General features: G+C 70.0%; 21 protein-coding genes. 5 read left to right on the forward strand and 16 right to left on the reverse strand.

From position 1 onward, the window contains the following. Window positions 1-3 precede the first annotated feature (3 nt). From AB0H43_RS26255 to AB0H43_RS26325, 15 genes are all read right to left on the reverse strand, one after another. A complete protein-coding gene (locus AB0H43_RS26255) occupies window positions 4-822 on the reverse strand; it encodes a hypothetical protein (protein WP_360003387.1) in 819 nt (272 codons plus the stop codon). 452 nt (window positions 823-1,274) lie between these two features. Then, complete coding sequence (locus tag AB0H43_RS26260) at window positions 1,275-2,075, reverse strand: DUF4262 domain-containing protein (RefSeq protein ID WP_360003390.1); 801 nt, start codon at window positions 2,073-2,075, stop codon at window positions 1,275-1,277. Window positions 2,076-2,256: 181 nt separating this feature from the next. Then, window positions 2,257-2,829, reverse strand: a complete 573-nt coding sequence (locus AB0H43_RS26265; protein WP_360003392.1) for a hypothetical protein — start codon at window positions 2,827-2,829, stop codon at window positions 2,257-2,259. Window positions 2,830-3,288: 459 nt separating this feature from the next. Continuing rightward, on the reverse strand, window positions 3,289-6,168 hold the full coding sequence (locus AB0H43_RS26270) for an AAA family ATPase (RefSeq protein WP_360003394.1): 2,880 nt from the start codon (window positions 6,166-6,168) through the stop codon (window positions 3,289-3,291). A 22-nt stretch (window positions 6,169-6,190) separates the two neighbouring features. Then, on the reverse strand, window positions 6,191-6,373 hold the full coding sequence (locus AB0H43_RS26275) for a hypothetical protein (protein WP_360003396.1): 183 nt from the start codon (window positions 6,371-6,373) through the stop codon (window positions 6,191-6,193). Between the two features lie 47 nt (window positions 6,374-6,420). Further along, window positions 6,421-9,375: a type 2 lanthipeptide synthetase LanM family protein gene (locus AB0H43_RS26280; RefSeq protein WP_360003397.1), complete on the reverse strand. Its 2,955-nt coding sequence runs from the start codon at window positions 9,373-9,375 to the stop codon at window positions 6,421-6,423. A 30-nt stretch (window positions 9,376-9,405) separates the two neighbouring features. Then, on the reverse strand, window positions 9,406-9,597 hold the full coding sequence (locus tag AB0H43_RS26285; RefSeq protein WP_360003399.1) for a hypothetical protein: 192 nt from the start codon (window positions 9,595-9,597) through the stop codon (window positions 9,406-9,408). A gap of 40 nt (window positions 9,598-9,637) precedes the next feature. Beyond that, window positions 9,638-10,042: a hypothetical protein gene (locus tag AB0H43_RS26290; RefSeq protein WP_360003401.1), complete on the reverse strand. Its 405-nt coding sequence runs from the start codon at window positions 10,040-10,042 to the stop codon at window positions 9,638-9,640. Next, window positions 10,039-10,230, reverse strand: coding sequence for a hypothetical protein (locus AB0H43_RS26295; RefSeq protein WP_360003404.1), 192 nt, complete (start codon window positions 10,228-10,230; stop codon window positions 10,039-10,041). The genes AB0H43_RS26290 and AB0H43_RS26295 overlap by 4 nt, the downstream gene beginning before the upstream one ends. A gap of 25 nt (window positions 10,231-10,255) precedes the next feature. Further along, the gene (locus AB0H43_RS26300) at window positions 10,256-10,447 is read right to left on the reverse strand and encodes a hypothetical protein (RefSeq protein WP_360003405.1); all 192 of its coding nucleotides are present in this window, start codon (window positions 10,445-10,447) and stop codon (window positions 10,256-10,258) included. A 12-nt stretch (window positions 10,448-10,459) separates the two neighbouring features. Then, window positions 10,460-12,670: a peptidase domain-containing ABC transporter gene (locus AB0H43_RS26305; RefSeq protein ID WP_360003407.1), complete on the reverse strand. Its 2,211-nt coding sequence runs from the start codon at window positions 12,668-12,670 to the stop codon at window positions 10,460-10,462. Beyond that, window positions 12,670-15,960, reverse strand: coding sequence for a type 2 lanthipeptide synthetase LanM family protein (locus tag AB0H43_RS26310; protein ID WP_360003409.1), 3,291 nt, complete (start codon window positions 15,958-15,960; stop codon window positions 12,670-12,672). The genes AB0H43_RS26305 and AB0H43_RS26310 overlap by 1 nt, the downstream gene beginning before the upstream one ends. Window positions 15,961-16,083: 123 nt before the next feature. After that, window positions 16,084-16,632, reverse strand: a complete 549-nt coding sequence (locus AB0H43_RS26315) for a hypothetical protein (protein WP_360003411.1) — start codon at window positions 16,630-16,632, stop codon at window positions 16,084-16,086. A gap of 95 nt (window positions 16,633-16,727) precedes the next feature. Continuing rightward, window positions 16,728-17,693, reverse strand: a complete 966-nt coding sequence (locus AB0H43_RS26320) for a GlxA family transcriptional regulator (protein ID WP_360003414.1) — start codon at window positions 17,691-17,693, stop codon at window positions 16,728-16,730. Between the two features lie 42 nt (window positions 17,694-17,735). After that, on the reverse strand, window positions 17,736-19,139 hold the full coding sequence (locus tag AB0H43_RS26325) for a PLP-dependent aminotransferase family protein (protein WP_360003416.1): 1,404 nt from the start codon (window positions 19,137-19,139) through the stop codon (window positions 17,736-17,738). 47 nt (window positions 19,140-19,186) lie between these two features. Here AB0H43_RS26325 and AB0H43_RS26330 point away from each other — a divergent pair, with 47 nt between their 5' ends. The 4 genes from AB0H43_RS26330 to AB0H43_RS26345 all read left to right on the forward strand — a co-directional run bounded on the left by AB0H43_RS26330 (window position 19,187) and on the right by AB0H43_RS26345 (window position 21,773). Beyond that, a complete protein-coding gene (locus AB0H43_RS26330) occupies window positions 19,187-20,389 on the forward strand; it encodes an MFS transporter (protein WP_360003418.1) in 1,203 nt (400 codons plus the stop codon). A gap of 26 nt (window positions 20,390-20,415) precedes the next feature. Beyond that, the gene (locus AB0H43_RS26335; RefSeq protein WP_360003420.1) at window positions 20,416-21,015 is read left to right on the forward strand and encodes a dihydrofolate reductase family protein; all 600 of its coding nucleotides are present in this window, start codon (window positions 20,416-20,418) and stop codon (window positions 21,013-21,015) included. Window positions 21,016-21,183: 168 nt separating this feature from the next. Further along, window positions 21,184-21,492: a hypothetical protein gene (locus AB0H43_RS26340; protein ID WP_360003423.1), complete on the forward strand. Its 309-nt coding sequence runs from the start codon at window positions 21,184-21,186 to the stop codon at window positions 21,490-21,492. After that, the gene (locus tag AB0H43_RS26345; RefSeq protein WP_360003425.1) at window positions 21,486-21,773 is read left to right on the forward strand and encodes a hypothetical protein; all 288 of its coding nucleotides are present in this window, start codon (window positions 21,486-21,488) and stop codon (window positions 21,771-21,773) included. Before AB0H43_RS26340 ends, AB0H43_RS26345 begins: the two co-directional genes overlap by 7 nt. Window positions 21,774-21,792: 19 nt before the next feature. On the opposite strand, the gene AB0H43_RS26350 is transcribed toward AB0H43_RS26345, so the two are convergent. Further along, entirely contained in the window at window positions 21,793-22,362 is a 570-nt protein-coding gene (locus tag AB0H43_RS26350; RefSeq protein ID WP_360003427.1) for a GNAT family N-acetyltransferase, read from the reverse strand. Between the two features lie 333 nt (window positions 22,363-22,695). On the opposite strand from AB0H43_RS26350, the gene AB0H43_RS26355 reads away from it, so the two are divergent. Next, window positions 22,696-24,831 carry a hypothetical protein gene (locus tag AB0H43_RS26355; protein WP_360003429.1) on the forward strand — a complete coding sequence of 712 codons (2,136 nt, stop codon included), beginning with the start codon at window positions 22,696-22,698 and terminating at the stop codon, window positions 24,829-24,831. Window positions 24,832-24,840: the final 9 nt, after the last annotated feature.

Genomic DNA, 24,840 nt, shown 5'->3' on the forward strand with positions numbered 1-24,840 from the left:
TTCCTACCCGTGGGCCTTGAGTTGGACGAGCAGGGTGTCGTCGGGTAGCTGCTCCAGATAGTGCGTAAGCTCGGCGGGCGTCGTCCGATCAGGGATCGGCGCGGTGTGCGTGCAGGTTTCGAAGGCGTCGCAGGCGCCGTGTACGGGGCGCTGGTCCCAGCTGGCCCACCAGCCGTCGGGGGTCAGGATGTCTGACTTGCGGTCGGTCTGGCCGACCGCGAGGTCGATGTAGTCGTCGCGGGACATGGCCATGTAGTAGACGAAGTCTTCAGGTCCGCGCTCGATCTCGTGCCAGGCGGGCCACTCCTGGGCCGCGCGGATGAGCGGCTGGGCCAGGTAGGCCTGGTAAGCCCGGATATTGCCGACGGTGTTGGGCAGGCGCAGGGGTTCGAGCACGAGACGGTCGTCTTCGGCGTGCTCGGGCCACTGTTCGATCTGCGCCAGGGTCTGCACGGGCGGTAGTGATGGCGCCAGCCGATGCCAGGTGTCCCAAGCGTGGGCGGCGTGGCGGGCTGCGTCCAGGCGGGGCCGGCCTAGATCGAGTAGGTGTTTCGGCCCGCCGGCGCATCGGCCGGGTTTGCTCGGCGAAGCCTCCTCGGTCTCGTACGGGTCGTCATGGATCAGCAGCGCTTCATCGGCGCCGTCGGCGATCCAGAAACCGGTCCGGTCGCTGCCACCGCGGATCGTCCACCAATCCCATTGCTCCCGCCCCCAGGAGCGGCCGACTCCGACCTCGAACGGCGCGAGCGCCGTCGCCAAACGCGTACGTAGATCGGTGCCGTCCGTCGGCGGAAGGCACACCGTCACCCGAACCCTAGCCATCTGCCCGCCTTCCCGCCCGTCAACGCCGGTCAGTATGCCGTCCAGGGATGCTTGCGGTCACGCGGATTCCGGAGGCTACGCGATCACCGATCACGGGCACGGGCAGGGATGAGCGTGCGGCGACCAGACCGGTCGCCACGCCGAGTCGGCGAGGCAGCGGTTTCCAAACATCATCTCGTTAGCGGTGTGGCTCGTTGCCGATTGTGGCCTCCGCGCTGGTTAGCCAGTCGAGGTACCAATCGCGGATGTCACCGGTCCGGCCGGCGCGTTCGCGCTTGGGAACTAGTCAAAAACGAGGCACCTGCCCCGCCAGCGGAGATGAGCTACAGATATCCGTCAGGCTAATCGAACCCGGGGTCCGGGCCTCGACATCGGAGCTGTCGACGTCGGTGATCGCGTCGGGTTCGGAAGAAGAATTGCCCGTATGCAGCTTGGCCAGGCGGCAGAATCGCTCAGTACCGGTGCCACGTCCCGTCGGCGGTGACGGCCCGTTGACCTGGGGTGAGATCGCCGACGGCGGTTACCTCGGGGTGTTCTGTCACGAGGTCGCGGAGGGCCGTTTCGGACCAGGGGCCGTCGCTGCCGTCGGAGAATCGCCATGTCCCGTCTTCATCGCGACGTACGTTGGTGACAACGCTGCCGCCGATGACCGCCGGCGTGGCTAGAACGGTGTGGTAGGGCAGCGTCTTGCCGAACGGCCAGCCGCCGATCGGATCGAAATCGGCCCAGATGCCGCGAGGGTGGTCTTTCTTGGCCAGCCACAGCTTCGGCTGCTGCTGGTGTAACTCCTGGTCGGCGCCGGCATCCCACGGGAACCGGCCATCGCGGTCGGGCCACACGAGCTGGACGATGGGCAGTGGAGGCTGCTGGTAGAAGTCGAGCGCGGCACCGAAGAAGTCGCGGTACCAGCTTGGATGAGCCGGGCGGACGCCGAGATCGAATCCGTCGACGACATCCGTGCGTGGCTGGTCCGGCCGAAGCGGGTGTCCGTCGCGGATCTGATCGCCGACGATGTTGACGATCCGCATCGCCGTCTGGCTGCTCAGACCGAACACGGACACCTCCGGACTGCCCAGGCTGTGCCACAGGCCGATCGAATAGGCCCAGCCCGGCGTCTGTTGATCGCCGTGCACACCCCTGGCGCTCCACCCGAACTCGGTGATGCACTCGGCGGTCCGCCGGTCCCGGGCATCCCAATAGTTGCCCTCGACAGGTTCTTGGCACAACAGACAGTGGCATTCCCGCTTGATCACCCGGCGACGATAGACCCTCCGGCGGCAGTCGATCATCCGCAGCCGGGGTCAAGACCGTCCGCCGGCCGCAAGCCCGTGAACCGCTGGCTGCCTCGCCGTCGGTCACCGCCGACCACTATGAGGAACGGCCTATCGGGCGCGGTGCGCGGATAAGCTCGAACATGATCACGTCGATGGCGTCTCAGCCTGATGCGGGATAACCGATGCTGGAGGTGAACTCGCGGCTGAACGCGACGATGACCTCGTCCGCGCCGAGCCACCAGCGCCCCTTAGCGTGCTCCATGGCCGCGATGATGCGGACGGTGCCACGTGGGAAGTCCAGGCGTAGCGCGAGTGGCGCGGTAATCGGCCCGTCCGACCCTTGCCGGTCGGCGAAACCCTCTGCCCACACCAGCCGGGCCTTCGTAACAGGGTCAGCCAGCAACGGCGCCCACCTGGGATGTTCCGTCACCGGCCACTGATTCGACCCGCCGACCTTGGGCTGTACCACAGTGACATGGTCGGTCATCGGAGAGGCATACAGTTCCAGGCCGAAATAGCCGAACATACAATCCCACACAGCGGAGTACGGACTGCCGTCGTCGAGGAGCAGTTCAACGCCCATCACCGGCATGTGCCAGTCGCCGAAGTCCCAGGCGCCGACCTGATCCTCGATCTCAAGGCCGTAGTACACGACCTCCCGGATACGGCGTCCGATCAACATGCCTGCCGTTTGGTCCATTGCGATCTGTGCTTGTGTGAGCGAATCGGTCACCGACACATCATGCCGGTTCCGCAGCGCTGCCCTGCGGTTCGCGCCGTGGCCCGGTCGTGGGCGCGGCGCGCACGCCGGTCCTCGGTGAGCGTCAACCTGCGGTGACGTAGAGCAGGAGCTGTTCAGGTTCGGTGGACTAGCTGGCGGAGGCTTCACCGCGACCATGTTGACTCGATCGTGAACACACTATCCTAGTTACTGGTCGTTCGCCCTTGCCGGAAGATGCGACTCGGCTCTACGCCCGCGGCAAGGTCCGCACGGCATCGGGTCATCGATCGCGGTCTGGACGAAGCGGTGCGGATATCGGTAGTCTCCGATGCACGAACCTTGCCTTCGCCGATGCGCACCAGTCGATCAGGTGCCCGGCTACGCCGATAGGGCCGGAGAGTGACGGGTGCACCACGGCTCCCTGGTGCGGTCGCTAAATCCTGATGGCATAAGGGCCTGGCAACGGTCGGCCTACGCGGCGGCCAGTACTCGGGCGAGCGTTGCGCGGTCGGCGACGCCGAGTTTGGTGATCAGGCTGGCGACGTGCTTCTCGGCCGTGCGCGGCGAGATATACAGCCGGCGCGCGATCTCTTGGTTGGTGGGACGGTCGCGCATCAGTGCCAGGACCTCATATTCGCGTACGGTCACGCCGAGCGCACGAAGCGGTTCTGGGATTCGCTCGACGCCTCGGCGGCGCTGGTGGTGTGGTGTGGGGCAGGCGCGCAGCAACACTCGGCAGGCGCTGGCCACTGATGCGACGCCCATGTCGTCGAAGTAGGATTCGGCGCTGCGTAGCCAGGCGGTCGGCTCGCCCCAGCCTGCGGTCAGTGCCTCCTCGGCGATCAGCCTCAGCCCGAGGTGGCTCGCGACGGGGAATGTGGAGCCGGCGGTCTGTGCCTCGTGTACGCGGGCGGTGGCCCTGTCGTGTTCGCCTGCTCGGCCCAGCCGGACGGCATCGGCGAGGTATGCGAATTGGGCGTTGTACACGAGGTGGGTGGCGGGGTGTGACAGCAGCTCTTCGGTGTCCTGATCCGACAGCTCACCTCGTAGTGAACGCAGGAGGGCGTGCAGTCCGTATCTGCCGGTGGTGACGTACAGGTTCGGCTGGTGCTTTTCCCACTCGTCGATGCGGACGAGGTCTGCTGTCGCCTGGTCGCGGTCTTCTTCGAGCATGGCGCAGAAGGCGCGGGCGAGCCCGTGCGCGAGCGGCGTCATGAACGAGTCTTCGGGGCTGGAGTCCTCGAACGCGGTGAGCCGGTCCCGCATCTGCCGGCGCTGGGCTCGTTGTGCGGCGTCGATCGCTGAGATGAGCAGGAAGTAGCTGCGGGTGTCGCGTAGTTTCATGCGCCCGGCGGGGCCGACACATTGATCGATGATCGTCTGGGATGCGGAGTGTTCGGCGCGCAGCGTGTGGGCCATGGCGAGGGCGCCCTGTGCACCCATTTCGAGAACCCCCGCGCCGAGGCCGTGGGCGAACGCGGTGGCGTGGAGCAGCCGCCCGATCGAGCCGGTGCGCATGAATTCGTTGCTGGCGAGGCGTACCAGCGCATCCGCCCGCCAGTAGGTGAGGTGATGGCGGTCTGCTACGGCCAGCATGCGCTCGTGGAATTGGCCGGCTCGCTTGAGGTCCCCGGTTCGGGCGGACAGGCCGAGGAACTGCCAGGCCTGGCAGGCGATCTCGGGTTGGCCGGTTCGTTCGGCGCGGGTGGCGGCTTGGACGGCGAACTCTTCGGCTCGGGCGACCCGTTCTGTTTCGTCGGCCTGGTCGTCGTAGTAGGCGAGGTACGCCCGCACGACCAGCAGAGATGGGTCGTCGGAGGACTCGGGCAGGTGACGTGTCAGCGTGGCGCCGTCGCGCATTCGCCCGAGCATGATGGCGTTCCAGGCGAGCCGGACGCGTACGTGGGCAGATGGGTCGGCCGGACTGCCGGACGGTTCGGGTAGCCCGCTGTCGGCCAGGGACATGGCTTCGTCGAGCTGTCCGTCGTCGGCCAGCGCGCGTACCAGTGCGGTGACATATTCGGCTCGTTCCGGATGGTCCGCGGCCAGTTCGGTCGCGCGGCGCAGCAGTGCGACCGCGGAACCCGTCGTCCCGGCTTCGAGGGCTCGGGTGCCGGCCTCGCGGTATGCCGCGGCTGCTGTGACGTCGCCAGCCACGGCGAGTAGCCGTGCCACGAGATGGCAATGTTCACCGGCGAGGGCCGGATCGGCGGACCGTAAGGCGCCGGCGGCCTGCCGGGCCAGTTCTGCTCGTTCGACCGGGTGCAGGGTGGCCGTCAGCGCCTCGGCGGTCAGTGTGTGGCGGAAGGCGTATCCGCCTGGCGTTTCGGGGTCGGGGGAGACCAGCTCGGCGGCTGCGCGCAGCTCGCCGATCAGGTCGTGCTCTTCGGTGCCGGTCACGGCGCCGAGGTCGGACAGCAGGAATCGTTCGCCCAGGACGGCTGCGGTGAGCACGGTGCGCCGGGTCGTTGGTGGTAGCCGATCGAGCGTGCGTTGATGGCCGCGGACCACCGCGTCCGGCACGGAAGGATCGATGTCGCCATGGACCTGCCAGCCGGTGCTGCCGCGTGCCAGGGTGCCGGCCTCGACCAGGTGTGACAGGAGGGCTTCGATCACATAGGGGTTGCCGCCTCCGGCCTCGATCAGATAGGCGGCGACGGGGTCGGGTAGCTTCGCGTCTGGGATGGACAGGCAGGTGGCGGCGAGTGCGCGGACTGCCGTCGGTGCCAAGGCCGGCAGCGGGATCAGCTCGGCGACGCCCCGCTGCCCGGCGGCCGTGGCGAGGTCGAGGGCCGGACCGGGCAGCGGTCGCAGCGTTCCCACCAGCAGGACGTTCATGGCGTCGAGGTTGTCCACGAGGTATTCGACGACGGCCAGCGTTTCCGGATCGGCGTCGTGGAGGTCTTCGAGCACCAGCAGGCAGCCGGTGTCGCGGCTGAGTGAGGAGACCAGCCGGAGCATCGCCTCGGACAGATCCAGCAGATCGAACGGCCCGTTCTCGTCGGCCGCGCCGGTACGCCACTGTGGCAGAAGCCGGGCCAGCACTGCCCGGCGTACGCCGAGGTCGTCGGGGTCGGGCGGCGTATGGTCGCGCAGCAGCGACGACAAGGCCTCGACCAGTGGCCGCAGCGGCATGCGGAGGTTGACGCCACCGGTGCGCCCGCGCATCACCCGCATGCCGCGGGCTGTCGCCAGGTGTGCGCATTCGGCGGCGATCCGGGTCTTGCCCATGCCGGAGTCACCCAGCACGAACATCGCACGTCCATGATGGACTGTCTGGCTGGTCAACGCGGTACGCAGAGCCGCGACTTCAGCGTCCCTGCCGATCAGTTCCGATGTCGAGATCTGCATCTACCGTGCAGCCGGCGCGCCGTCAGGGGCCGGTGTGCGACACAGTCGGTGTGGGGAACGGATCGTCGGTGCCGCCGCCGGATGCGGCCAGGCCGGCGAGCAGGGATGCGCGGCGTACCGCGCGGGGGCTGGCCGTGATCCGGATGTCGCCGGATGGATGCTCGGCTTCGCCACGCTGCCAGTCGACCGTACCGTTGTCGGCCATGCCGCCTCCCGCCGCGCCACATTGCATCGACTCGGCCGCGGGCCAGATCAGCAGGCCGGGTGCAGGAGCTGCACCGATGGCACCTCATCTGGATGAGCGGCTCGGAGCAGACCATAACCGATACCGGCGAGGCCTGTCACGAGTCCGCTACTGGGGACTGCTCCTGGGGTGGCGCACCGCGGTCCATCCTGCTGGATGCGTTCGATGACGGCCGCCAGGCGTTGGGCACGGTCGGGCGCGGGCAGTGCGTCGATCAGGCCGAGTTCGCCGTGGCAGAGCGCGTCGCTGGGCAGCAACGGGCCTGGCTCGGGGGGCGGTGCCAGTCCGGCGAGTGCGGATCCGGCTGCGCCCCGGCACCAGGACCGGTCTACACGCCGGCTAGCCGGGGTCTCCTGTGCCTGCGTTGCACTGCGGCGCCGGGACGGGTCACGGCTCTCCTGGGCCAGGGTTGCACCGGGGCGCCAGGACGGGTCGCGGCTCTGCTGGGCCAGGGTTGCACCGGGGCGCCAGGTCGGCGCGGCGGGTGGTCCGGCGGGCAGTCCGACTTGGCTCAGCGCCCACTGGACGCCGGACGTTCCGTGGGCGAATCCGGCCGCTGCTGGCAGCGCCCGGGTGACGAGCGCGTTGCCAAGCTGGTGTGCGCCGTGAAGCGCGTCGGCCAAGCCGGTCATGCGGTGCACGGCGAGCAATGCGGCGATGCCACCGGCGAGGCCGTCGAATACGCCGGACGGGCTGGGTTCGATGGTCTGCAGACCGGATTGGACTGTCAGCTCGACGGCTGGCGGCACCCAGCTGAGGATCTCGGGGTCGGCCAGGCAGCTCGCGATGCGCGTCAACCCGTAGGCGATGCCGCCGAATCCGTCGAAACCGCCGGGTCCGACCGTCGCCACGTCGTCGGGGCTGGCGCCGATCCCGGCGAGCAGGCCGGGTATCGGTGTGACGGCGCGGCGTGCGGCTTCGGCGAACTCGTCCCGCCCGGACAGCACCGACAGCTGCGCCAGGAACAGCGCGACACCGGTGTAACCGTTGCCGAGTGCTGCGCCGAGTGGTCCGACCTGCCAGAACCGGTGGCCGACCAGTTCGAGGCCGAGCCAGTTGAGCCGGTGGCCGGAGCGTTCGGCGGTGGTGAGGAGCCGCTCGCCGATGCCGGTCGCGACGGTAAGCGGGTCGGCGGTGGTGACGACGCGCTCATTGATGCCGGTGGCGATCGTGAGCGGGTCGGCGGATGCCCGGCTGAACGGTGGACGTCGGCTGATGCGGGTGCGGTCGGGGATGTCAGCGAGGTTCGTGCTGTGACCGGCGTGGGCTGCCGTGACGTGTGGATCTGATCGGTCGCGGCAGGCCATAGCGGCACGGATGATCCATTCCTGCCGCTGCAGGTCGGTCGCGCCCATCGCTGCAAGCTTGGCGGTCGCCCGGGTGAGGCCGGCTGAGCCGCGAAAGCCGGGGATGGGCCGGTCGTGGCTGTCGAACAGCTCACCGGTGCCGGGGCGGGTCCAGAAGTAGGGAACGTCGCCGTGCCACAGGTCGTCGAGTTCTCGTTCGAACAGCACAGTCGCGTGGCTCGACCCGAAGTCGGGCTCCGGCGGGCGGAGTAGTCCGAAGACGTCGTCGCGGGCGGCCGCGTCGCGCAGCACGTCAGGGTGGGTCGACTCGTCGAGCAGCGTCGAGTAGAGCTGCGTGGGGCGTACCACGACGCGGACCTGGTCGGCGGCGAAGTGCGCCAGCGGCCCGTCCGGCGCCGTCAATTCCGCCCGGCCCGCGTTCAGTTCCCGGTACGCCCGGCGGAAGCCGTCGAGCAGGTCGTCGAGGTGGTCTGCGGGATCGGCTTCCATCCCGTTCAGCACGGGCCGATTGGCGGATCCGGCGGTTGTGCGTACCTCACGGACGACCCGCATCCGGTCGGTGCCGGCGTCGGCGAAGGCCAGACTCGGTGACGGCGACGGTACGCCTCGGTCGCCACCGAGGCCGGACAGGTCCACGGCTGCCACGTCGCCGACGCGCAGTGCGGGCAGCAGTCCGGTGCGGTGGACCGACGCCGAGAGGGCGGCCAGTGCCGGATCGTCGCCGACCGTCGCCAATGGAGTGTCGTGCGGGTGGAACAGCGTCTCCAGGTCGACGACGACGGGTTCGTCGCCGCGGGCGATGACGTTCTCGCAGTGCATGTCGTTGGCGTCGAGCGCATACAGCACGGCCAGCAGCGCGCCCTGGCGGCGGTAGAACCGGCGGACGCCATCCGGGTCGGGGCATGGTTCGGCTGCGACGAACTGCGACCAGCCGTATCCGGGCCGGGTCAGGACGGCCGCTGTCGCCGGAGTCAGTTCGCCCAACCGGGGTGCGAGCGTGGCGATCAGGCCGTTGAAATGCGCGTTGACGGTGAGTGGCCGTGGCTTGTAGACCACCCGGGCGCCGGTGGCGAATCGCACGACGGCCACGGCGCGGCCTCGTCCGTGCCGGTCGCCTTCGCTGAACGAGATGCTTTCCAGCGGCCCGGGATCGCGCCCGCCGAGAAGCGTGCCGACGATCGCGTCGCGGTCGCAGGTCAGGCGGTCGATCAGTTCCGCGCTTGCCGCGGCGGCGTGGACACATGCCTGACCGAGGATCCGCCCGAGGACGGGGTATCTCACGAGGAGCGAGGCCAGGTCGTCTTTCCGGGCGGCTTGTGCGATGAAGTCCGTGAACCGTGCGGTCGGCGTCGGGCCGCGTAACCGTCCGGCCTGGCGGGCGCTGTGCAGCTCCAAGATCAAGGTGCGGGCCGCGAGCCGGGCGAGGCGGTGGCCGAGCATGGCTGCGAAGCCGGGCGCGTCACGGGCTTGGCGCTCGGCCGTCGCCGTGAACGAGGCGAAGACCGTCGCGAATCCGGTCTCCCAGGTGATGCCGTCGGCGATGGTGGGGGATTCGCTCGGCGCGGCCCGGATGGCGTCCGCTGCGAACAGCGCCCACGCCGGCGGGGTGGGGGCCGTGGGCTCGGCCGGCTGCCACCAGCCTTCGGGGAGTTCCACGGCCCCTCCTCTCAGCCGTTCAGGACGGTGTCAGCACACGCCCGAGGTGCATTCCGAGCTGCAGATCCAGAACGAGTTCGCGGTGGGGTCGCAGCAGCCCAGGGTCCAGATGCCGTTGGTGGCCATGACGCCGCCGGACACCGCGGACAAGTCGATGGCGCCGGCTGGGTGGGCGGCGTCGCCGTCCAGATCCTTCCAGCCCCTGACTGTTTCGGGGTTCATTGTCACTCCTTTCGGTATGCGCAGGTGCGATTGCGTCCGGCTACCAGCAGGTGCCGCCGCCGCACCAGGTCTTGGCCGAGCAGCAGCCCCAGGTGAACAGGTCCTCCGACGTCGGCGCCTGCTGGCCGCCGATGACCGCCGTCAGGTCCACGGACCCAGCCGGGTGCTGCGGTTCGGGGAGATCGGACCCGTTCTTCCAGGTCCTGATCGTGTCGTCCCGGGACATTGAAGACCTTCCTTTCGTCGTCGGCCGCGTCATGGGACGCACTGCATGGTGCACGGCGCGTGCGTGCACCATGCCGATCGTCTGATCGCAGCCCGCCAGGTCGACCGTCCAGGCTTGGACCGCCCCATGCAGCCGGGCCAGGTCGACCGTGCCGACCGGGTTGTCGACCTGATCAGCGTCTTTCCAGGCTCTGATCAGGTCGGACGTCGGGATGGTCACCACGTCCAGCAGCCGGGCTCGTTGGTGAAGCCCGGGCAGCAGCCGAGCGTGTGCACGTGCTCGGTGCTGATGACGTTGATCACCCCGCCGGCGACGGTGAGCGCCTCGGCCAGTTCTCCCGCCGGGTTGGCCGGACCGTCCTGATCGGACACGCCCTTCCAGGCGGCGATCGTGGTTTCCTGGTTCATGTCGCGTTCCTCCTGATCGTCGGGGTCAGCAGCAGCCGACCGTCGGCCCCATGGCGCAGGTGCCCTGGTAGATGGTCTTGTCGCAGAACCACGGCAGCAGCGTGTCCGCCTGCTGCCCGCCGGTCAGGACGGACAGGTCGACCTCGCCGGCCGGGCTGACCGCGTCGGCCGAGGCCTCCGGGTCCTTCCACGAGCGCAGCAGCTGTTGGTTGCTCACGGGTTTCTCCTTTCATCGCAGGGGGCCGGCGGCCACCGCCGGCCCGGGATCGGCAACCGGTCCCGAGAGCAGCGAGGGCCGCTCCGGAGCCGCGAACAGACGGCGGTAGATGCCGTCTTGCCCGATGAGGTCGTCATGGCGGCCGCGTTGCGCCACCCGGCCGCGGTCCATGACGAGGATCTGGTCGGCGTTGCGTATCGCGCTGAGGCGATGGGAGATGACGACGCGCGTCACCCGCAGCCGCCCCAGGGCGTCGTCGACGAGCCGCTCGGTCTCCGGATCGAGATGGCTGGTGGCCTCGTCGAGAATCAGCAGCCGCGGCCGGTGGATCAGCGCCCGGGCCAGGGCGACCCGCTGTCGCTGCCCGGCCGACAACGCCGCGCCGCCCTCGCCGACGAGCGTGTCGTATCCCATCGGCAACGCGACCACGTCGTCGTGCAGCCCGGCCAGGCGGGCGGCGTGCTCGACGTCGTCCTGGCCGGCGTCGGGTTTGCTGAGCACCAGGTTGTCGCGGACGCTGCCGTTGAACAGGGTCAGCTCCTGCAGGACGGCGCCGCAGCGTGAGCGCAGGTGATCGACGTCCAGGTCGGCCAGCCGTACACCGTCGTGGCGTACCTCGCCGCTGTCCGGGCGGAGCAGGCCCAGCATCAGCAACGCCAGGGTGCTTTTGCCCGACCCGGTTCGCCCGACGATCCCGAGCTTGCCGCCCGGCGGCAGGTCGACGCTGACCCCGGCGAGCACTGGTTCCTGCCGCGCCTGGTAGTGGAAGGTCACCTCGTCCAGTTCCACCCGGGCCGGGCTTTCGGCGGGCAGCCGCACCGGTCCGCTGGGCTCGGCCTGGGTGTCGACCACGTCGAAGAGCCGTTCGACCTGGGCGCGGACCGAGTGGTACATCTGCCCGAACGAGGCGAACGTTTCCATCGGGGCCAGCACCGACAGGGCGACGGCGTTGGCGGCGAGCATCGCCCCCAGGCTCATCCGTCCACTCAGCACCATCCATGCCCCGGCGACCAGGAGCAGCAGCGGGCCTAGTGTGCCGACGCCGCGCTGCAGGCCGCCGAGCCACGCGGTGGTCCAGCCTCGGCGCAGCATCGCCGCCTGGTAGCGGTCGAACAGCCCGGCCCAGTGGCGTACGGCCCGGTCTTGGACGCCGTTGGCTTTCAGCGGTGCCACGGCTTCCAGCGCCTCCACGAGGTAGTTCTGCTCTTCGGCTTTGAGCGCGAGCTCGTGCTGGGTCAGCGTCCGCAGGCGCCGGTAGGTCACCGCCAGCACCGTCATCTGCGCGGCGAACAGCGGCGTGATGAGCAGCGCGTACAGCGGGGACAACAGCAAGAGCCCGATCAGGTACGCGGTCAGCAGCGCCCCGTCGAGGAAGGTCGTGAGCAGCTGTTGCGTGAGGGCTTCGCGGGTGGTGGACACGCTGGCCAGCCGCAGCAGCAGGTCGCCCCGGGCCCGGTCGAGGAAGAACGACATCGGCAGCCGGAACAGGTGGCCGACGAACGCCGCGGTGAGCAGACGGTCGGCGCGGCCGCGCAGGGTGAGCAGGGCGGCGGCCCGCGCCGCGCTGAGCCCACCGGACAGGGCGGCGAACAGCAGCACGCCCGCCGCGCATGCGGGCAGCAGGTCGGCCCGGTTGGCCGGGACCATCGTGTCGACGACGAACTTGGTGAGCAGCGGCACTCCGAGGCCGATGATCTGCAGCGCGGCGGCCAGCACGACGGTCAGAGCGAGGAGCCGCCGCCCACCGGGGGCGGCCACGAACTGCCACAGGTAGCGCAGCATGGGGTCGTCGCCGAGCCGGGCGCGTTTCGGTTCGAAGCGCGGTCCGGGACGCAACCGCAGCAGCACGTTGCCGTACCGTTGCGCGAACTCGGTGCGGCTGAGGGTTTGGCGACCGGACGACGGGTCGACGATGGTGACGTGCCGTCGGCTGGCGCCGGCGACGACGACGAAGTGGTGCGACGACAGGTACGCCACGGCCACCCCGTCGAGGCGGTCCTGGAACGGGTCGGCCCGGGTGTCCACGTCGACGTCGAGCCCGGACTGTTCGGCCGCTTCGGCCAGGGCTGCCGCAGATGCCCCGTCGCGTCCGGCGCCGAGCAGGTCCCGGCATGCGGGGACGGTGGTGTGCCGGCCGTAGTGGCTGAGCACCATGGCCAGGCAGGCGGCGGCGCACTCGGTTTTGGTCAGCTGGTACCGCAACGGCACCCGGCGGCGGGTCATCACCGGGCCTCGGCTGCGGCGAGCAGCAGTACCGGCGCGACGGCGTCGGGGGCGGCGAGTCGCAGCAGTCCGTGTCCGATGCCTGCCAAGCCGGTGAGCAGGCCGGGTGTCGCTGCGTTGCCCGGTGTGCCGCACTGGGGGCCTTGGCGTTCGATGTCGGCCACGATCGCTTCGGCGAGCACGTCACGGTGCCGGGCGGCGCCGTCGATCCCGGCGTCCGCGGCCGCGCTCAGCAGCTCCAGATTGCCCAGGTCGCCGTGGCAGAGGCTGTGATTGCCGAAGTGCCCGAACGCTGCCGTCGACTCGACTGCGCGCCGCAGGTCGTCGCCCACCTGCGGGGTATGCACCGCGGCCGGTATGCCGACGCGGGCAAGCCCGATCCCGGGAGCGCCATGGCACCACGCGTGCATGTGCGCGACCGCGTCCGCTGCCGGGGCCTGCACCCAGGGGCGTGACGGCAGCTGCCGGTAGTCGGGCCAGTTCTGGATGTCGTCGCGGAACTCGCCGCTCTCGTACGCCATCGCGGCGTACCCGGTCGACAGCGCCTGCTCGTCGCCGGTGCGGGCCGCATGGCGCAGCAGTGCCCAGCCGATCCCGCCGGCGCCGTGGGAGAAGCCCAGCAGCGGTTGGTCAGCCGGCAGCGTGCCGGGCCAGGCCACACCGCCGGGCATCGGCACGGCTTTGGTGACGAGGACCTGTACGCAGGCCCGTGCCAGGTCGCCGGCGGTGTCGTGACGCTCGACGAGCGCCTCGGCGGCGGCCAGGCATCCGGCGGCACCGGAGATGACGTCGTACGCGGTGTCCTGCGAGATCAGCGTCGTCGCCGCGGTCAGCAGCCGGTCGACCGGCGCGGTGAGTTCGGGCTCGCCAAGGAGCACTGCTGCGCTGTCCACCGCGTACGCCATGCCGACGAGACCGGAGAACGCGCCGCCGATCTGCGCCGCGGCCACCGGCCCGCCGACCCGTCGTGCCTGGGCGATCGCGAAGTCGGCGTGGGCGCCGAACGGTGCCATGACGGCGCGCGTCAGGTCGGCGTAGCGGCGTTCGCCGGTGACCTGTGCGAGCTGGGCGAAGAACAACGCCACACCCGGATACCCGTTGTAGAGGTCGGCGCGCAGCGGGCTGACCGACCAGTGGACCTCGCCGGTCAGCTCGAGGCCGAGCCAGCCGACCCGGCCGCCGTCGCGGTACGCGATGCGTTCCAGGTGCTGGCCGACGGAGACAGCCTGGGTCAGCGCACGTGACGCGAGCGCCGTTGCGGCGGCGTCGGAGGCTGCGGGCGCCACACGCTCGGCCACCTGCACGCCGGCGCTTCGGGTGGCCAGCGTCGCGTTGATGATCCATTCCTGCTCGGCGAGGTCGGCTGGGCTGAGCTCGGCCAGCGTGGCCGTCGCCCGGTCCAGGCCGCTCTCGCCGAGCAGCCCGGACAGCCGCCGGCCGCCGGTCGTCCAGACGTCGCGGGAGTCCGCACGCGAACTGAACAGCGGCACGTCGCCCGCCCACATGTCACGCCACTCGTCGGCGGTCAGCGCCAGCCGGGCGTCGTCGCCGGATGCGAGCGCGCCGAGCAGGCCGAAGACCCGGTCGCGGTCGAGCGCGTCACGGCACACGTTCGGGTGGGTCGATTCGGACAGGATCGTGGCATAGATGCGTGTCGCCCGCGCGATGAACCGGGTGTGGTCGTCGGCGAATCGCGCCAGCAGCCCGTCGGCGGCGAGCAGTTCGTCGCGGTGGGCCAGCAGCGTCTCGTATCCGGCGCGGAAGCCTTCGATCAGCGGCACGCGGTGGTCGGCCGGGTCGAGGTCACGCCCGGCCAATGCCGGCCGGTTCTGGCTTCCCGGAAAGGCTCGCTGCACGCGTACCAGCCGCATCTCGTCGGTGCCGGCGTCGTCCCAGTCCGCCAGTTTGAACGGCAGCGGCGTGTCCTTGTCGGCGCCCATGCCGCCGACGTCGAGCACACCGGCCTCGCCGACCAGGACCGCCGGGAGCAACCCGACCCGCTGGACCGAGCCACGCAATGCCCGCCCGGCCGGGTCGCCGTCGGCGAGTTCGCTGCCCGACGCGTGCGGCAGGTCCACATGGAACAGCGACTCCAGGTCCACCGGCACCGGCTGGTCGGCGACGGCGATCAGGTTCTCGTAGTGAAAGTCGGTGGCTGCCAGACCGTGCAGCAAGGCCAGGAGTGCGCCGAGCCGATGGAAATAGCGGTCCGCGTCGTCGGGTGTGGTGCATGGCTGTGGTGCGACGAACTCCGTCCAGCCGTACGTGTCGCGGTCGACGACCTTGAGCCGGTACAGGTCGGCGCTGGGCATCCGATCGGCGTACCAGGCGAGCACGTCGTTGAAATGGCGATGGATGGCCATCGGGCGTGGTTTGTAGACCGCCCGGGCTTCGGTTTCGAAGGTCAGCAGCCCCACCGAGCGGCCGCCGTCGTGCACGTCGCCGCTGCCCATGTGGACGTCGGTCAGCCGGCCCGGGTCGACGCCGTCGAACAAGTCGGCGACGATGAGCGCACGGTCGGCGGTGAACCGGTCGAGGAACTCGGCGTACGCGGCGATGGCTCGCTCGGCGCTCTCGACGAGCATGCGCGTCAGGACGGCGTACTCGTCGAGCAGGTCGGCGAACCCGTCGGGCTGTCGCATCAGCCGGACGAAGGACCAGAAGCGTGCGGCTGCGGTGTCGCCGTCGAGGCGTCCCGCCACCCGCATCACGTTCAGTTCCAGGACGAGCGTTCGCCCCGCTGCCCGGACGAGGTGCGCGGTGAGGCTGGCGCGCAGCGCGGCCAGCACCCGGTCCGTGTCGACGGCCGGTGTGGCGCCGCAGAGCGCTGGATGCTCTGCCAGACGCGAGAGCGCGTCGTTGACGAAGGGTTCCACGATCGCCGCGAACCCGGCCTGCCAGTCGCCGGTTTCCGGGGTCGCGGTCTGCCGGTCTGCGAGTCCGGCGGCGATTCTTTCCGCGGTGGCCGCCCAGCCGGGTTTGGTCACGCGACCGGCGAGGGCGGCGGAGTCCTCGGCGACCAGCGTGCGAAGGTCCTCGGCCGTGATGCCGAAGGCCGTGCGGTGGGCGACGGTGGCGTCGGCCACCAGCTCGGGGTAGGCGTCCTGCCACTGGCGTAGCCGCCGGTCGGCCCATGGAGGCGCGATCCCTGCGGTCTGGGGCAGGTCCGGCTGAAGTCGTTCGCCCAGCCACAGTCCCCGCGCCCACCACGGTCCGGTGAGCGCCGGCCGGTCGCCGCGTTCCCACGGCAGGCCCAGCGAGATGACGTGCTGTGGCGTGGTGTTCGGCATGCCCGCTCCCGACGACGCTGTGGCTTCGGCTGCGGCGATCGCCGCAGGAAACCCATGGTCGCGCCGGGTGGGACGCGGGAATATGGGGAACGGATCCCCATATTCCCTCAATCATCGACTTGGTTATCTGGGTAGGTAGGCGCCGTCACCGGTGATCGCCAGGACCATGGCGCCGACGCCCAGCGGAACGTCGAGCAGAATGCAGAACTCGGCGAGCGACCTGGCCACGACCTGATCGCGTCGATAGTGGATCACGTCCCAGACCGCGTGCGCGGCCAGCGCGATGCCCGCGAGCAGCAGGCCCAACCGCGGTGACAGAGACAGGGCGGCCCAGACCAGACCCCCGTAACCCAGGAACGCGGCCGCCTGCCAAGCCAGCGGGCCACGAGGAACACCGGCCACCAAGCCGATCGCGACGAGCAGCAGCGCGGCGAGGCCAATGCCCGCCCACCAGGGGAACCCGGCCAGCTCGGTGACGACCACGACCGCGCTGCCGCCCAGGATCCCCGCCCACGCCACCCACGGCCGGGCCAACGCGGCCGCACCCAGGTAACACAGCAAAGCGACGCTCAAGGTCACGGCCACGGTGTCCCGCTGCACGCCCGTCACGAGCTGGAAGACGGCGGCGGCCAGGCCCACCACGGCCGGCCAGCGATGTCGCAGGTTCTTCATGCGCGCCACGGTGGCAGCCGTCCGCGGCACGCGTCGAGGCCCTGGCGCTTCGATGTCCAGAATTTTGGTACGCGTGGCGGCGTACCCGTCGTCGGTCAGCGCGTGGTGGTCTGCGTCGCGCGGAAGTGCGCCGGGGAAACGCCGTAGCGATGGGCGAACGCCAGCCGCAGGGTTTCGGCCGAGCCGAAGCCGCAGCGCCGGGCGACGGCGGTCAGCGGCAACGCGGTGGAGGTGAGCAGGTTGGCGGCCGCCTCGGTGCGGACACGGCGTACGTAGCGGCCGGGTGTCAGTCCGGTGTGCTCGGTGAACAGGCGGTTGAGGTGCCGTTCGCTGACGCCCGCGTACGCCGCCAGCCCGGCGATGGACAGGTCGCCGGCCAGGTTGCTCGCGACGTGGTCGGCGATTCGGCGTACCAGCTGGTCACCGGCTGGCGGGGCCGCGGTGAAGATGCTCATCTGCGCCTGGTTGCCGGGACGCTGGAGGTAGGTGACCAGATGGCGCGAGACGGTCCGGGCGACCTCGGCGCCGTGGTCTTCCTCGATGAAAGCGAGCGTCATGTCGAGAGCGCTGGTGACCCCGGCGGCGGTGCAGACGTCGCCGTCGCGGATGTAGATCGGAGCCGGGTCAACCGTCACCTGGGGATACCGCGCGGCCAGCTGCGCGGCGAACCCCCAATGGGTGGTCGCCCGCCGGCCGTCGAGCAGCCCGGCAGCGGCGAGCACGTGGGCGCCGGTGCAGACCGACGCGACCCGGCGGCTCTGCTGGGCCAGCCTGCGGACGTGCCCGACCAGCCGGGCGTCGGCCGCGGCCTGCTCGTGCCCCAGCCCGCCGCTGACGATCAACGTATCCAGCGGGCCGGTGAGCCGTTCCAGCGACTGCTGGCCGGTCAACGCCAGACCGGAGTGCAGCTCGATGGATCGACCGCCCGGAGTGGCGATCAGCTGCCGATACGGTGTCCGGGCGCCCAGCTGGTTGGCCATGGCGAGCGCGGTGGTGACGCAGGCGATGTCGAGCAGTTCGGCGTGGTCGTACGCGACCGTCACGACGACGTGCTCCCTCACGCCGCGATCATACGCAGCCGCTACGACGCCTCCGGCGGCCGTTCAGGACGGCTGGAGGAGGTCGGCGATGGACTCGATGCCGTCGCCGATCGCGGCCGGGGTGAGGTTGCCGAATCCGAGGACGAGTTGCGCGGGCCGTCGATTGTGGTCGAAGCGGTAGGCGCTCATTCCGTACAGTCCCACGGACCGGCGGCGACCGGCCGCGATGATGTCCTGCTCGTCGGCGTCGACGGGCAGGTGAGCGACGGTGTGGAACCCGGCGGCCAGCCCGCGCAGGTCGACGGCGGGCGCGTGCCGTTCGATCGCTTCGACCAGGGCCGTACGCCGGGCGGCGTAGCGCTGCCGCACGTGGCGCAGATGCCGGTCGTATTGGCCGGACTCGAGCAGGTCGGCCAGCGCGAGCTGGTCGATGGCGGGGGAGCCGCGGTCGGCGAGTTCCTTGTAGTGGGCGACAGCAGGAGCCAGGTGGGGTGGGCTGAGAATCCAGCCGAGCCGCAGCGCCGGTGCGAGTGATTTGCTGACGGAGCCGATGAGCGCCACCTGGTTCGGGGCCAGACCCTGCAACGCGCCGACGGGTGCGCGGTCGTAACGGAACTCGGCGTCGTAGTCGTCCTCGATGACGGTGGCGCTCCGGGCGGTGGCCCAGGCGATGAGGGCTTGCCGCCGGTCGGGGGCGAGCAGGACGCCGGTGGGAGACTGGTGGGTAGGGGTCAGCACGACGGTGCGCGCATCGGTGGCGGCGAGCGCAACGACGTCGACGCCGCGTTCGTCGACCGGGACCGCGACGACGTCGAGGCCCAACATCGTCGCGACAGCGCGCTGGTCCGGATCGCCGGGATCCTCGAAGGCCACGACGCGTACGCCTTCGTCGATCAGCGCCCGCAGGACGAGCTGGAGGCCTTGGGCGTACCCGGCGCAGATGACGGTGTGGCCTGGGTCGGTGGCGGCGCCGCGGACTCGCCGCAGGTAGGCGGCCAGCACGTCGCGCAGGGTCGGATCGCCGTACGCGTCGCGGCAGGCGAGCAGCTCGTTGGGGGCGTCACGGCAGGCGCGGCGCAAGGCGCGACTCCACTGCTCCCGTGGAAAGCTCGACAGGTCGGGTATCCCGGGCCGGAAGTCGACGCGGAAGGGCTGGGTGGCGGCAGGGGTCGGCGATGCGGCTGCCGGCAGGTGCGCTGCGGCGGCTACCCGGGTGGCGGAGCCGCCGCGGGTGACCAGGTAGCCCTCTGCTTGCAGCTGCGCATAGCACTCGGTCACCAGGCCGCGGGAGATCCCGAGATCGCGGGCCAGGGCGCGGGACGACGGCAGTCGTTCCCCGGTGGCCAGCCGGCCGGTGCGGATGCTTTCCCGCAGTGCGCGTTCGAGTTGGTCGCGCAAGGGTTCGGGCTGATTCCGGTCGACCTGCAGCAGGAGGTCCGGTCCCGAACCGGTCCACTCGATCGGCATGAAACTGGACCTTACCGCTGGACCGGTCGGCCTTCTACGGTCGGCTCATGGAAAACCAGGTGCACGGGTCCGATACTCGTCGTGAAGACCGCGTGGGGAAGCGGCCGATCCTGACGTACCCCATGATCCTGCTGCTGATCACATCGCTGGGTTCGCTCGGGAGTTTCTTCCTCCTGATGCCGGTCGTCCCCATGTTCACTGCCACCGCCGAGTCCGGTGGCCTGGGCAGCGCGGGGCTGTGCACCGGCGCGTTGATGCTGGGGACCGTGCTGACCGAGTTCGCGGTGCCGGGCCTGCTGCGCCGGTACGGATACCGCACGGTCATGGCGGCGGGCCTGGTCCTGCTCGGTGCTCCGGCGCTGGTCCTGACGGTATCGTCCGGGCTCACGTGGGTGCTGGGCGTCTGCCTTCTGCGCGGGGCAGGTCTCGGGATCATCGTGGTCGCCGGCGCCGCTTTGGTCGCCGAACTCGTGCCGGCCGATCGGCGTGGTGAAGGGCTGGGCTTGTACGGCGTGGTCAGCGCGGTCCCGGGCATCGCCTGCCTGCCGTCGGGCCTGTGGCTGGCCGACAACGTCGGCTACGGACCGGTCTTCGTCACCGGGGCGGCGATGGCGCTGCTCGCGCTGCTCGCCGTACCCGGCCTGCCCGCCCGGTCGGCTCAGACCGAGCAGCAAGGGCGGGTGCTCGCTGCCCTTCGCACCAACGGCGTGGCCGGCCCGGCGGTCAGCTTCGCCACGGTGACGGTGGCGGCCGGCATCCTGCTCACCTTCCTGCCGCTCGCGGTGCCCGACGGCTCGGGTGAGGTCGCCGCGTTCGCGCTGCTGGTGCAGTCGGGCGCGACCGCGCTCGCACGGTGGGGCGCGGGCCGATACGGCGACCGCCACGGCTGTGCCCGCCTGCTCGTCCCCGCGCTCCTCGCAGCCGCGGCCGGCACGTTCACCCTCATCTGGGTGGACAGTCCGGTGGCGGTGGTCGCCGGGATGTGCCTGTTCGGCGCCGGGTTCGGCGCGGCGCAGAACGTCACCCTGTCCCTCATGTTCGAACGCGCCCGGCGGTCCGACTTCGGTTCGGTGAGCGCGCTGTGGAACCTCGCCTACGACGGCGGGATGGGCGTCGGCGCGGTCGGGTTCGGCCTGGTCGCCGGGGCGGTCGGCTACTCGGCGGGGTTCCTGCTCACCGCCGTGCTGCTGTTCGCCGGTCTCCTTCCGGCCCGGCTCGGCCGGCGGACCGCGCCGGTCGCCGCCTGTTGACGGGCCGAACTCGCCAAGCATTGACGATGGACGACGAAGCGGGAGAAGTGATGGGAAGCATCGTGCTCAACATGAGCGTGTCGCTGGACGGCTACAGCGCCGGACCCGGCGTCGCTGTCGAACGGCCGATGGGCGAGGGCGGCGAGCGGCTCCACGAATGGCTGTTCACCGGCGACTCCGAGGTGGACGCCCGCGTGGCTCGGGAACTGTCCGACTCGACCGGAGCGGTCGTGGTGGGCAGGCGAACGTTCGACGTGGGCGTGGACCTGTGGCAGGACACTCCGTTCCCCGTACCCTGCTTCGTGCTCACCCATGAGCCACGCGAACGGCTGCCCATGAAATCCGCGGCGTTCACCTTCGTCACCGACGGAGTCGGCCGTGCGCTTGAGCAGGCGCGAGCGGCAGCAGCCGGCAAGAACGTCCTCATCATGGGCGGAGCGCATACCGCGCAACAGTTCCTCAGCGCCGGGCTGGTCGACGAGGTTCAGATCCAGCTCGTGCCCGTCCTGCTCGGCGCGGGCGTCCGGCTGTTCGACCGGCTGGGAACCCAGCACATCGAGCTGGAACGAACCAGATTGCTCGCATCCGAGCAGGTCACACATCTGCGGTTCCGCGTCCGGAAATGACCTTCGTCGGTGATTTCGCAGGTCATGGACTGCTCGCCGGTCCAGCCGCGCACCGTCCAGTCCTGGTGACCGGCCGACGGCGCAGATTTCGGGCACGGATGTCGACCTTGCGTGAGCTGTCCGCCCGCTGCTACCGTCCCGGCACAACCTCAAGCGATTGAAGGAAATATGTCGATCAGAGCGAGAGTTGTCGCCGCCACCGCCGCCGTCGCCATCCTCACCGCCGGAACTCCTGCGGACGCGGTCGTGGTGCCGCGGCACGCCATCAACATCTGCCAGTCCGCAAGCTTCTACGCCAACTACGACTCGGCGTCGGGACCGTCCGGGCTCAAGCGGATCCTGTACTACGGGGACAAGATCGGCCACACCCCCGGCGTGCACCCGGTCTACAACGGCTGGGCGGCCACCTTCGACTTCGGCCCCAACGACTGGGGATACATGCGCCTGGAATGCATCGGAGGCTACGACTCGTGGTGAAAGCCGCCAAGACCGCATCGGCGATCATCGCCGCAACACTGCTGACGGTTCTCGGCGCCGTCTCGCCCGCGCACGCCGCGAACGGCACCATCGGCGTACGCGAAACCGTGTGCGCGCAAACGCTCTATGTCCGCACCGACCCTGGCGGCGCGTGGATGGGGACCCTCTACAGCGGTCAGACCTTCCTCGTCGAAGGACCGCGTTCCGGCGGCTACATCTACGGCTTTGCCTACGGGTACATCAATCGGCACGGCTGGGTGCAGGACGGATGGTTCTGCTGATCCGGAACGGCTTCCGGGCTCAACTGCCTGATTGCCCGCCCAGGTCCGCGGCCAGCGCTGCGTAGATGTACTCGCTGCCCCAGCGATCCCCGTCGAGGTCGTTCTCGACCAGATGCGCCTCCCGGCGCATCCCGAGGCGCTCACAGACTCGTATCGACCCGGTGTTCTCCACATCCAGCCGTGCGTAGAGCCGGTGCACGCCCAGCGTGTCGAAGGCGAACCCGGCGAGCGCCGCAGCCGCCTCGGTCGCGTAGCCGTGCCCCTGGTGCCGTGGGTGGACAGTCCAGCCGATCTCGGCCTGGGCGGCGCGCGCACTGGCCATGGTGATGCTCACCTCACCGATGACGCCGGGCTCATCGCGTCGGCACACGGCAAGCGCCAGCTTGTCCCCGTCGGCCGACCAAACCGAGTGCGCCGCGCGCTCGGCCGCAACCTGCTCGCTGCGCTCACGCGTGTGCGCCGGCCGGTACAAGTAGCGCGCCACGCTCGGCAGGCTCTGGTAGGCGTACAGGTCCTCGGCATCGTCAGGCGTGAACAGGCGCAGCGTCAACCGAGGCGTGATCATCGGCAGCAGCGGGGCGATCTCCAAGCGGACCTCCGGGACGCAAATGTTGATCAAGGTGCGGGCTGATTGTCACATCGCGACCGCCTGGCAGCCACGCCTTTTCACCAGCACCGCTCGACCGCCGCACACCTCGTGCCATGTGGGGGGCACCGAGTACTGATGAATCTCGCGGTGTCCCAGCGCCCTCGGCCCACGCTGACACGCGGCCAAATGTCTGGTTTCCGTCGCCAGCGTGGTACCTGCGGGGGAGGCACCCGCAGGGTCCGCGTCCCTAGCCTCGGCGGTGCGGTGTGATCTTCCGGGCGGCCATGCCTCCGATGGACGCACCAAGCAGCGGACGGCTCGGCTGGAGGACGTGTGCGTACCAAGCAGGTTGTGATCCTCGTGACGGTGCTGGCCGTGCTCGCCGCCGGTGGTGTGGGCGGCTGGTGGTGGATCCACCGCGACAGCGGGCACGAGACGTCCGATCCGGCCCCGAAGGTGACCGGCAAGCCGACGAAGATCGGCCCGGAGGGCGGGACGGTCGAGACAGGCGACGTTACGATCACCATTCCGGCCGGAGCCGTCGCCAGCGGCGTCTCCGTCACCGTCTTGCCGGCCGAGCCGATCGGCGAGCACGACGGCGAGATCTTCGGCCAGCCGATCGGCGTCGAGCACAGCCAGCCCCTCGCCAAGCCCGCGACCATACGGTGGAAGACCCCGACGTTGACCGCCCGCCAGCGAGCGGCGACGGTCCTGACGAAGTGGGACCCCGACAGCCGGATGTGGAAAGTCGCCGGACCGACGTTGACCGTCGACGGCGACACGCTGTCCGCCACCGTCAGCGAGTTCTCCTTCTGGGACTGGGCCGCCAGCGCCAGCCAATGGACCGGGCAGCTGGCCGGCAAACGCGTCGACGCGCCGCACTGCAACGGCAAACCGCTGCCGGGCTGGGTACGCGGTGTGGTCGACCCGGACGAGGACCTCTCTGCTGCGTCGCTCAGGGTGTGCTTCGAGCCGGACCGGGACGAGATCGTCACCGCCCGGGTGGCCAACAACCGGTCGTTCACCCAGCGTCTCGTCCTCACCCCGAAGGACGCCGCCTGGGCGTGGACCTGGGCCGGATCGGAGGAGTTCGGCGCCAAGGCGGTCATCTACCGCACCGCCCACGACGTCTTCGACACCGACACCAGCTATCTGCTGCCACCCACGCACGAGGTCGCCGTCGGCATCGGGCGTCCGGCGGGAGCGGGCAGCCAGATGCAGACCGCCACCGGCGTCGTCGACTTCCGGACGATCCTCACTGATGCGGTCGCGTACGTGTTCGACCAGATTCCCGTCGGCGGCAGCGACAACCCGTTGGTCAACGCGCTGCTGCAGGTGCTGTTCGAATGCGGTGGTAAGCAGGCCCTCGACCGGCCGGAGCTGAAGGTCGACGCGATCGCCCGGGCGGTGGTGCACGCGATCACCGGCTGTGCAGCCGAGATCGTGCGGCCCGACAGCGAGTTCGGCGCGCGCTTGGAATCCCTGGAACAGCAGATCATCCGCAGCAAGCCCGGCATCACCGCGCAGACCATCGCCCGCGGCGACCGCATGATCCACCAGCTCGCCCAGGCCTGCAAAATCCTCGCGTACGCCGATCTGCTGTTCTACCTGTCCGACCAGATCGCGGACGCTCTCGTCGGGCCGCTGATGTTCAGCGTGCGCGGCGACGGAAAGCCCCAGAAGCTCGGCGAATGGAAGCCGACGTGCGCCGACCGCGACGCCGACTCCAACCGCCTGTACCGCAACCTGGCCCTGCAGGACACGTTCGCCGACAAGAGCAAGGAGCTGTGGCAGTTCTCCCAATGGCGCTCGTCCGCCCGCACGGCGATCCAGCCGATGAAGACCTGTCCGGCCGACTATCTGCTCAAGTTCGCCGACTTCCTTCCCGGTGACTGGGGCGACCCGAAGGCCGCGCGCGTCGTCGCCGACGAGATCCGCACACTGGCCGGGTACGCCGCCGTCCCGTCCGGCGACCAGCTCCGCCGACTCGGCGCCTGCTCGGCCGCGTGCAAGGTGACCGGCCACGTGTGGTTCGACCATCCTGTGTGGGGCCACAGCCTGCTGTTCACCACGATGCCGAACGAGGTGGGGACGGCCGAGGCGTACATCACCGTGATCGACGGGAGTGGAAAGGTGCGCTGGCAACACCGGGCGGGCCCCTGGTACCGCCTCGCTCCGCATAGCCCGTCCCGCGACAACACCGGGCACATCTTCCTCGACTACGATCCCGGGCGGCTCAACGGCGTCATCATCCTCAGCCCGAGCCCGGCCGGCTTCGACACCTACGAGACGCTGCCAGCCCCGGGCGAGTACGCCCAACGGTTCTACAGCGCCACCGTCGTCGACACCGATCACGACGGACGCTTCGAGATCGATTCCGCGCTCAACGACTGCGAACCAGACTGCGCCGGCGGCACCATTCATCACACGAGCTACCACTGGAACGGCAGTGACTACATCGCGCAATAGCCGCCGAAT

It is taken from the genome of Hamadaea sp. NPDC050747 (assembly GCF_040654195.1).
In the GTDB taxonomy this organism is placed as follows: Bacteria; Actinomycetota; Actinomycetes; order Mycobacteriales; family Micromonosporaceae; genus Hamadaea.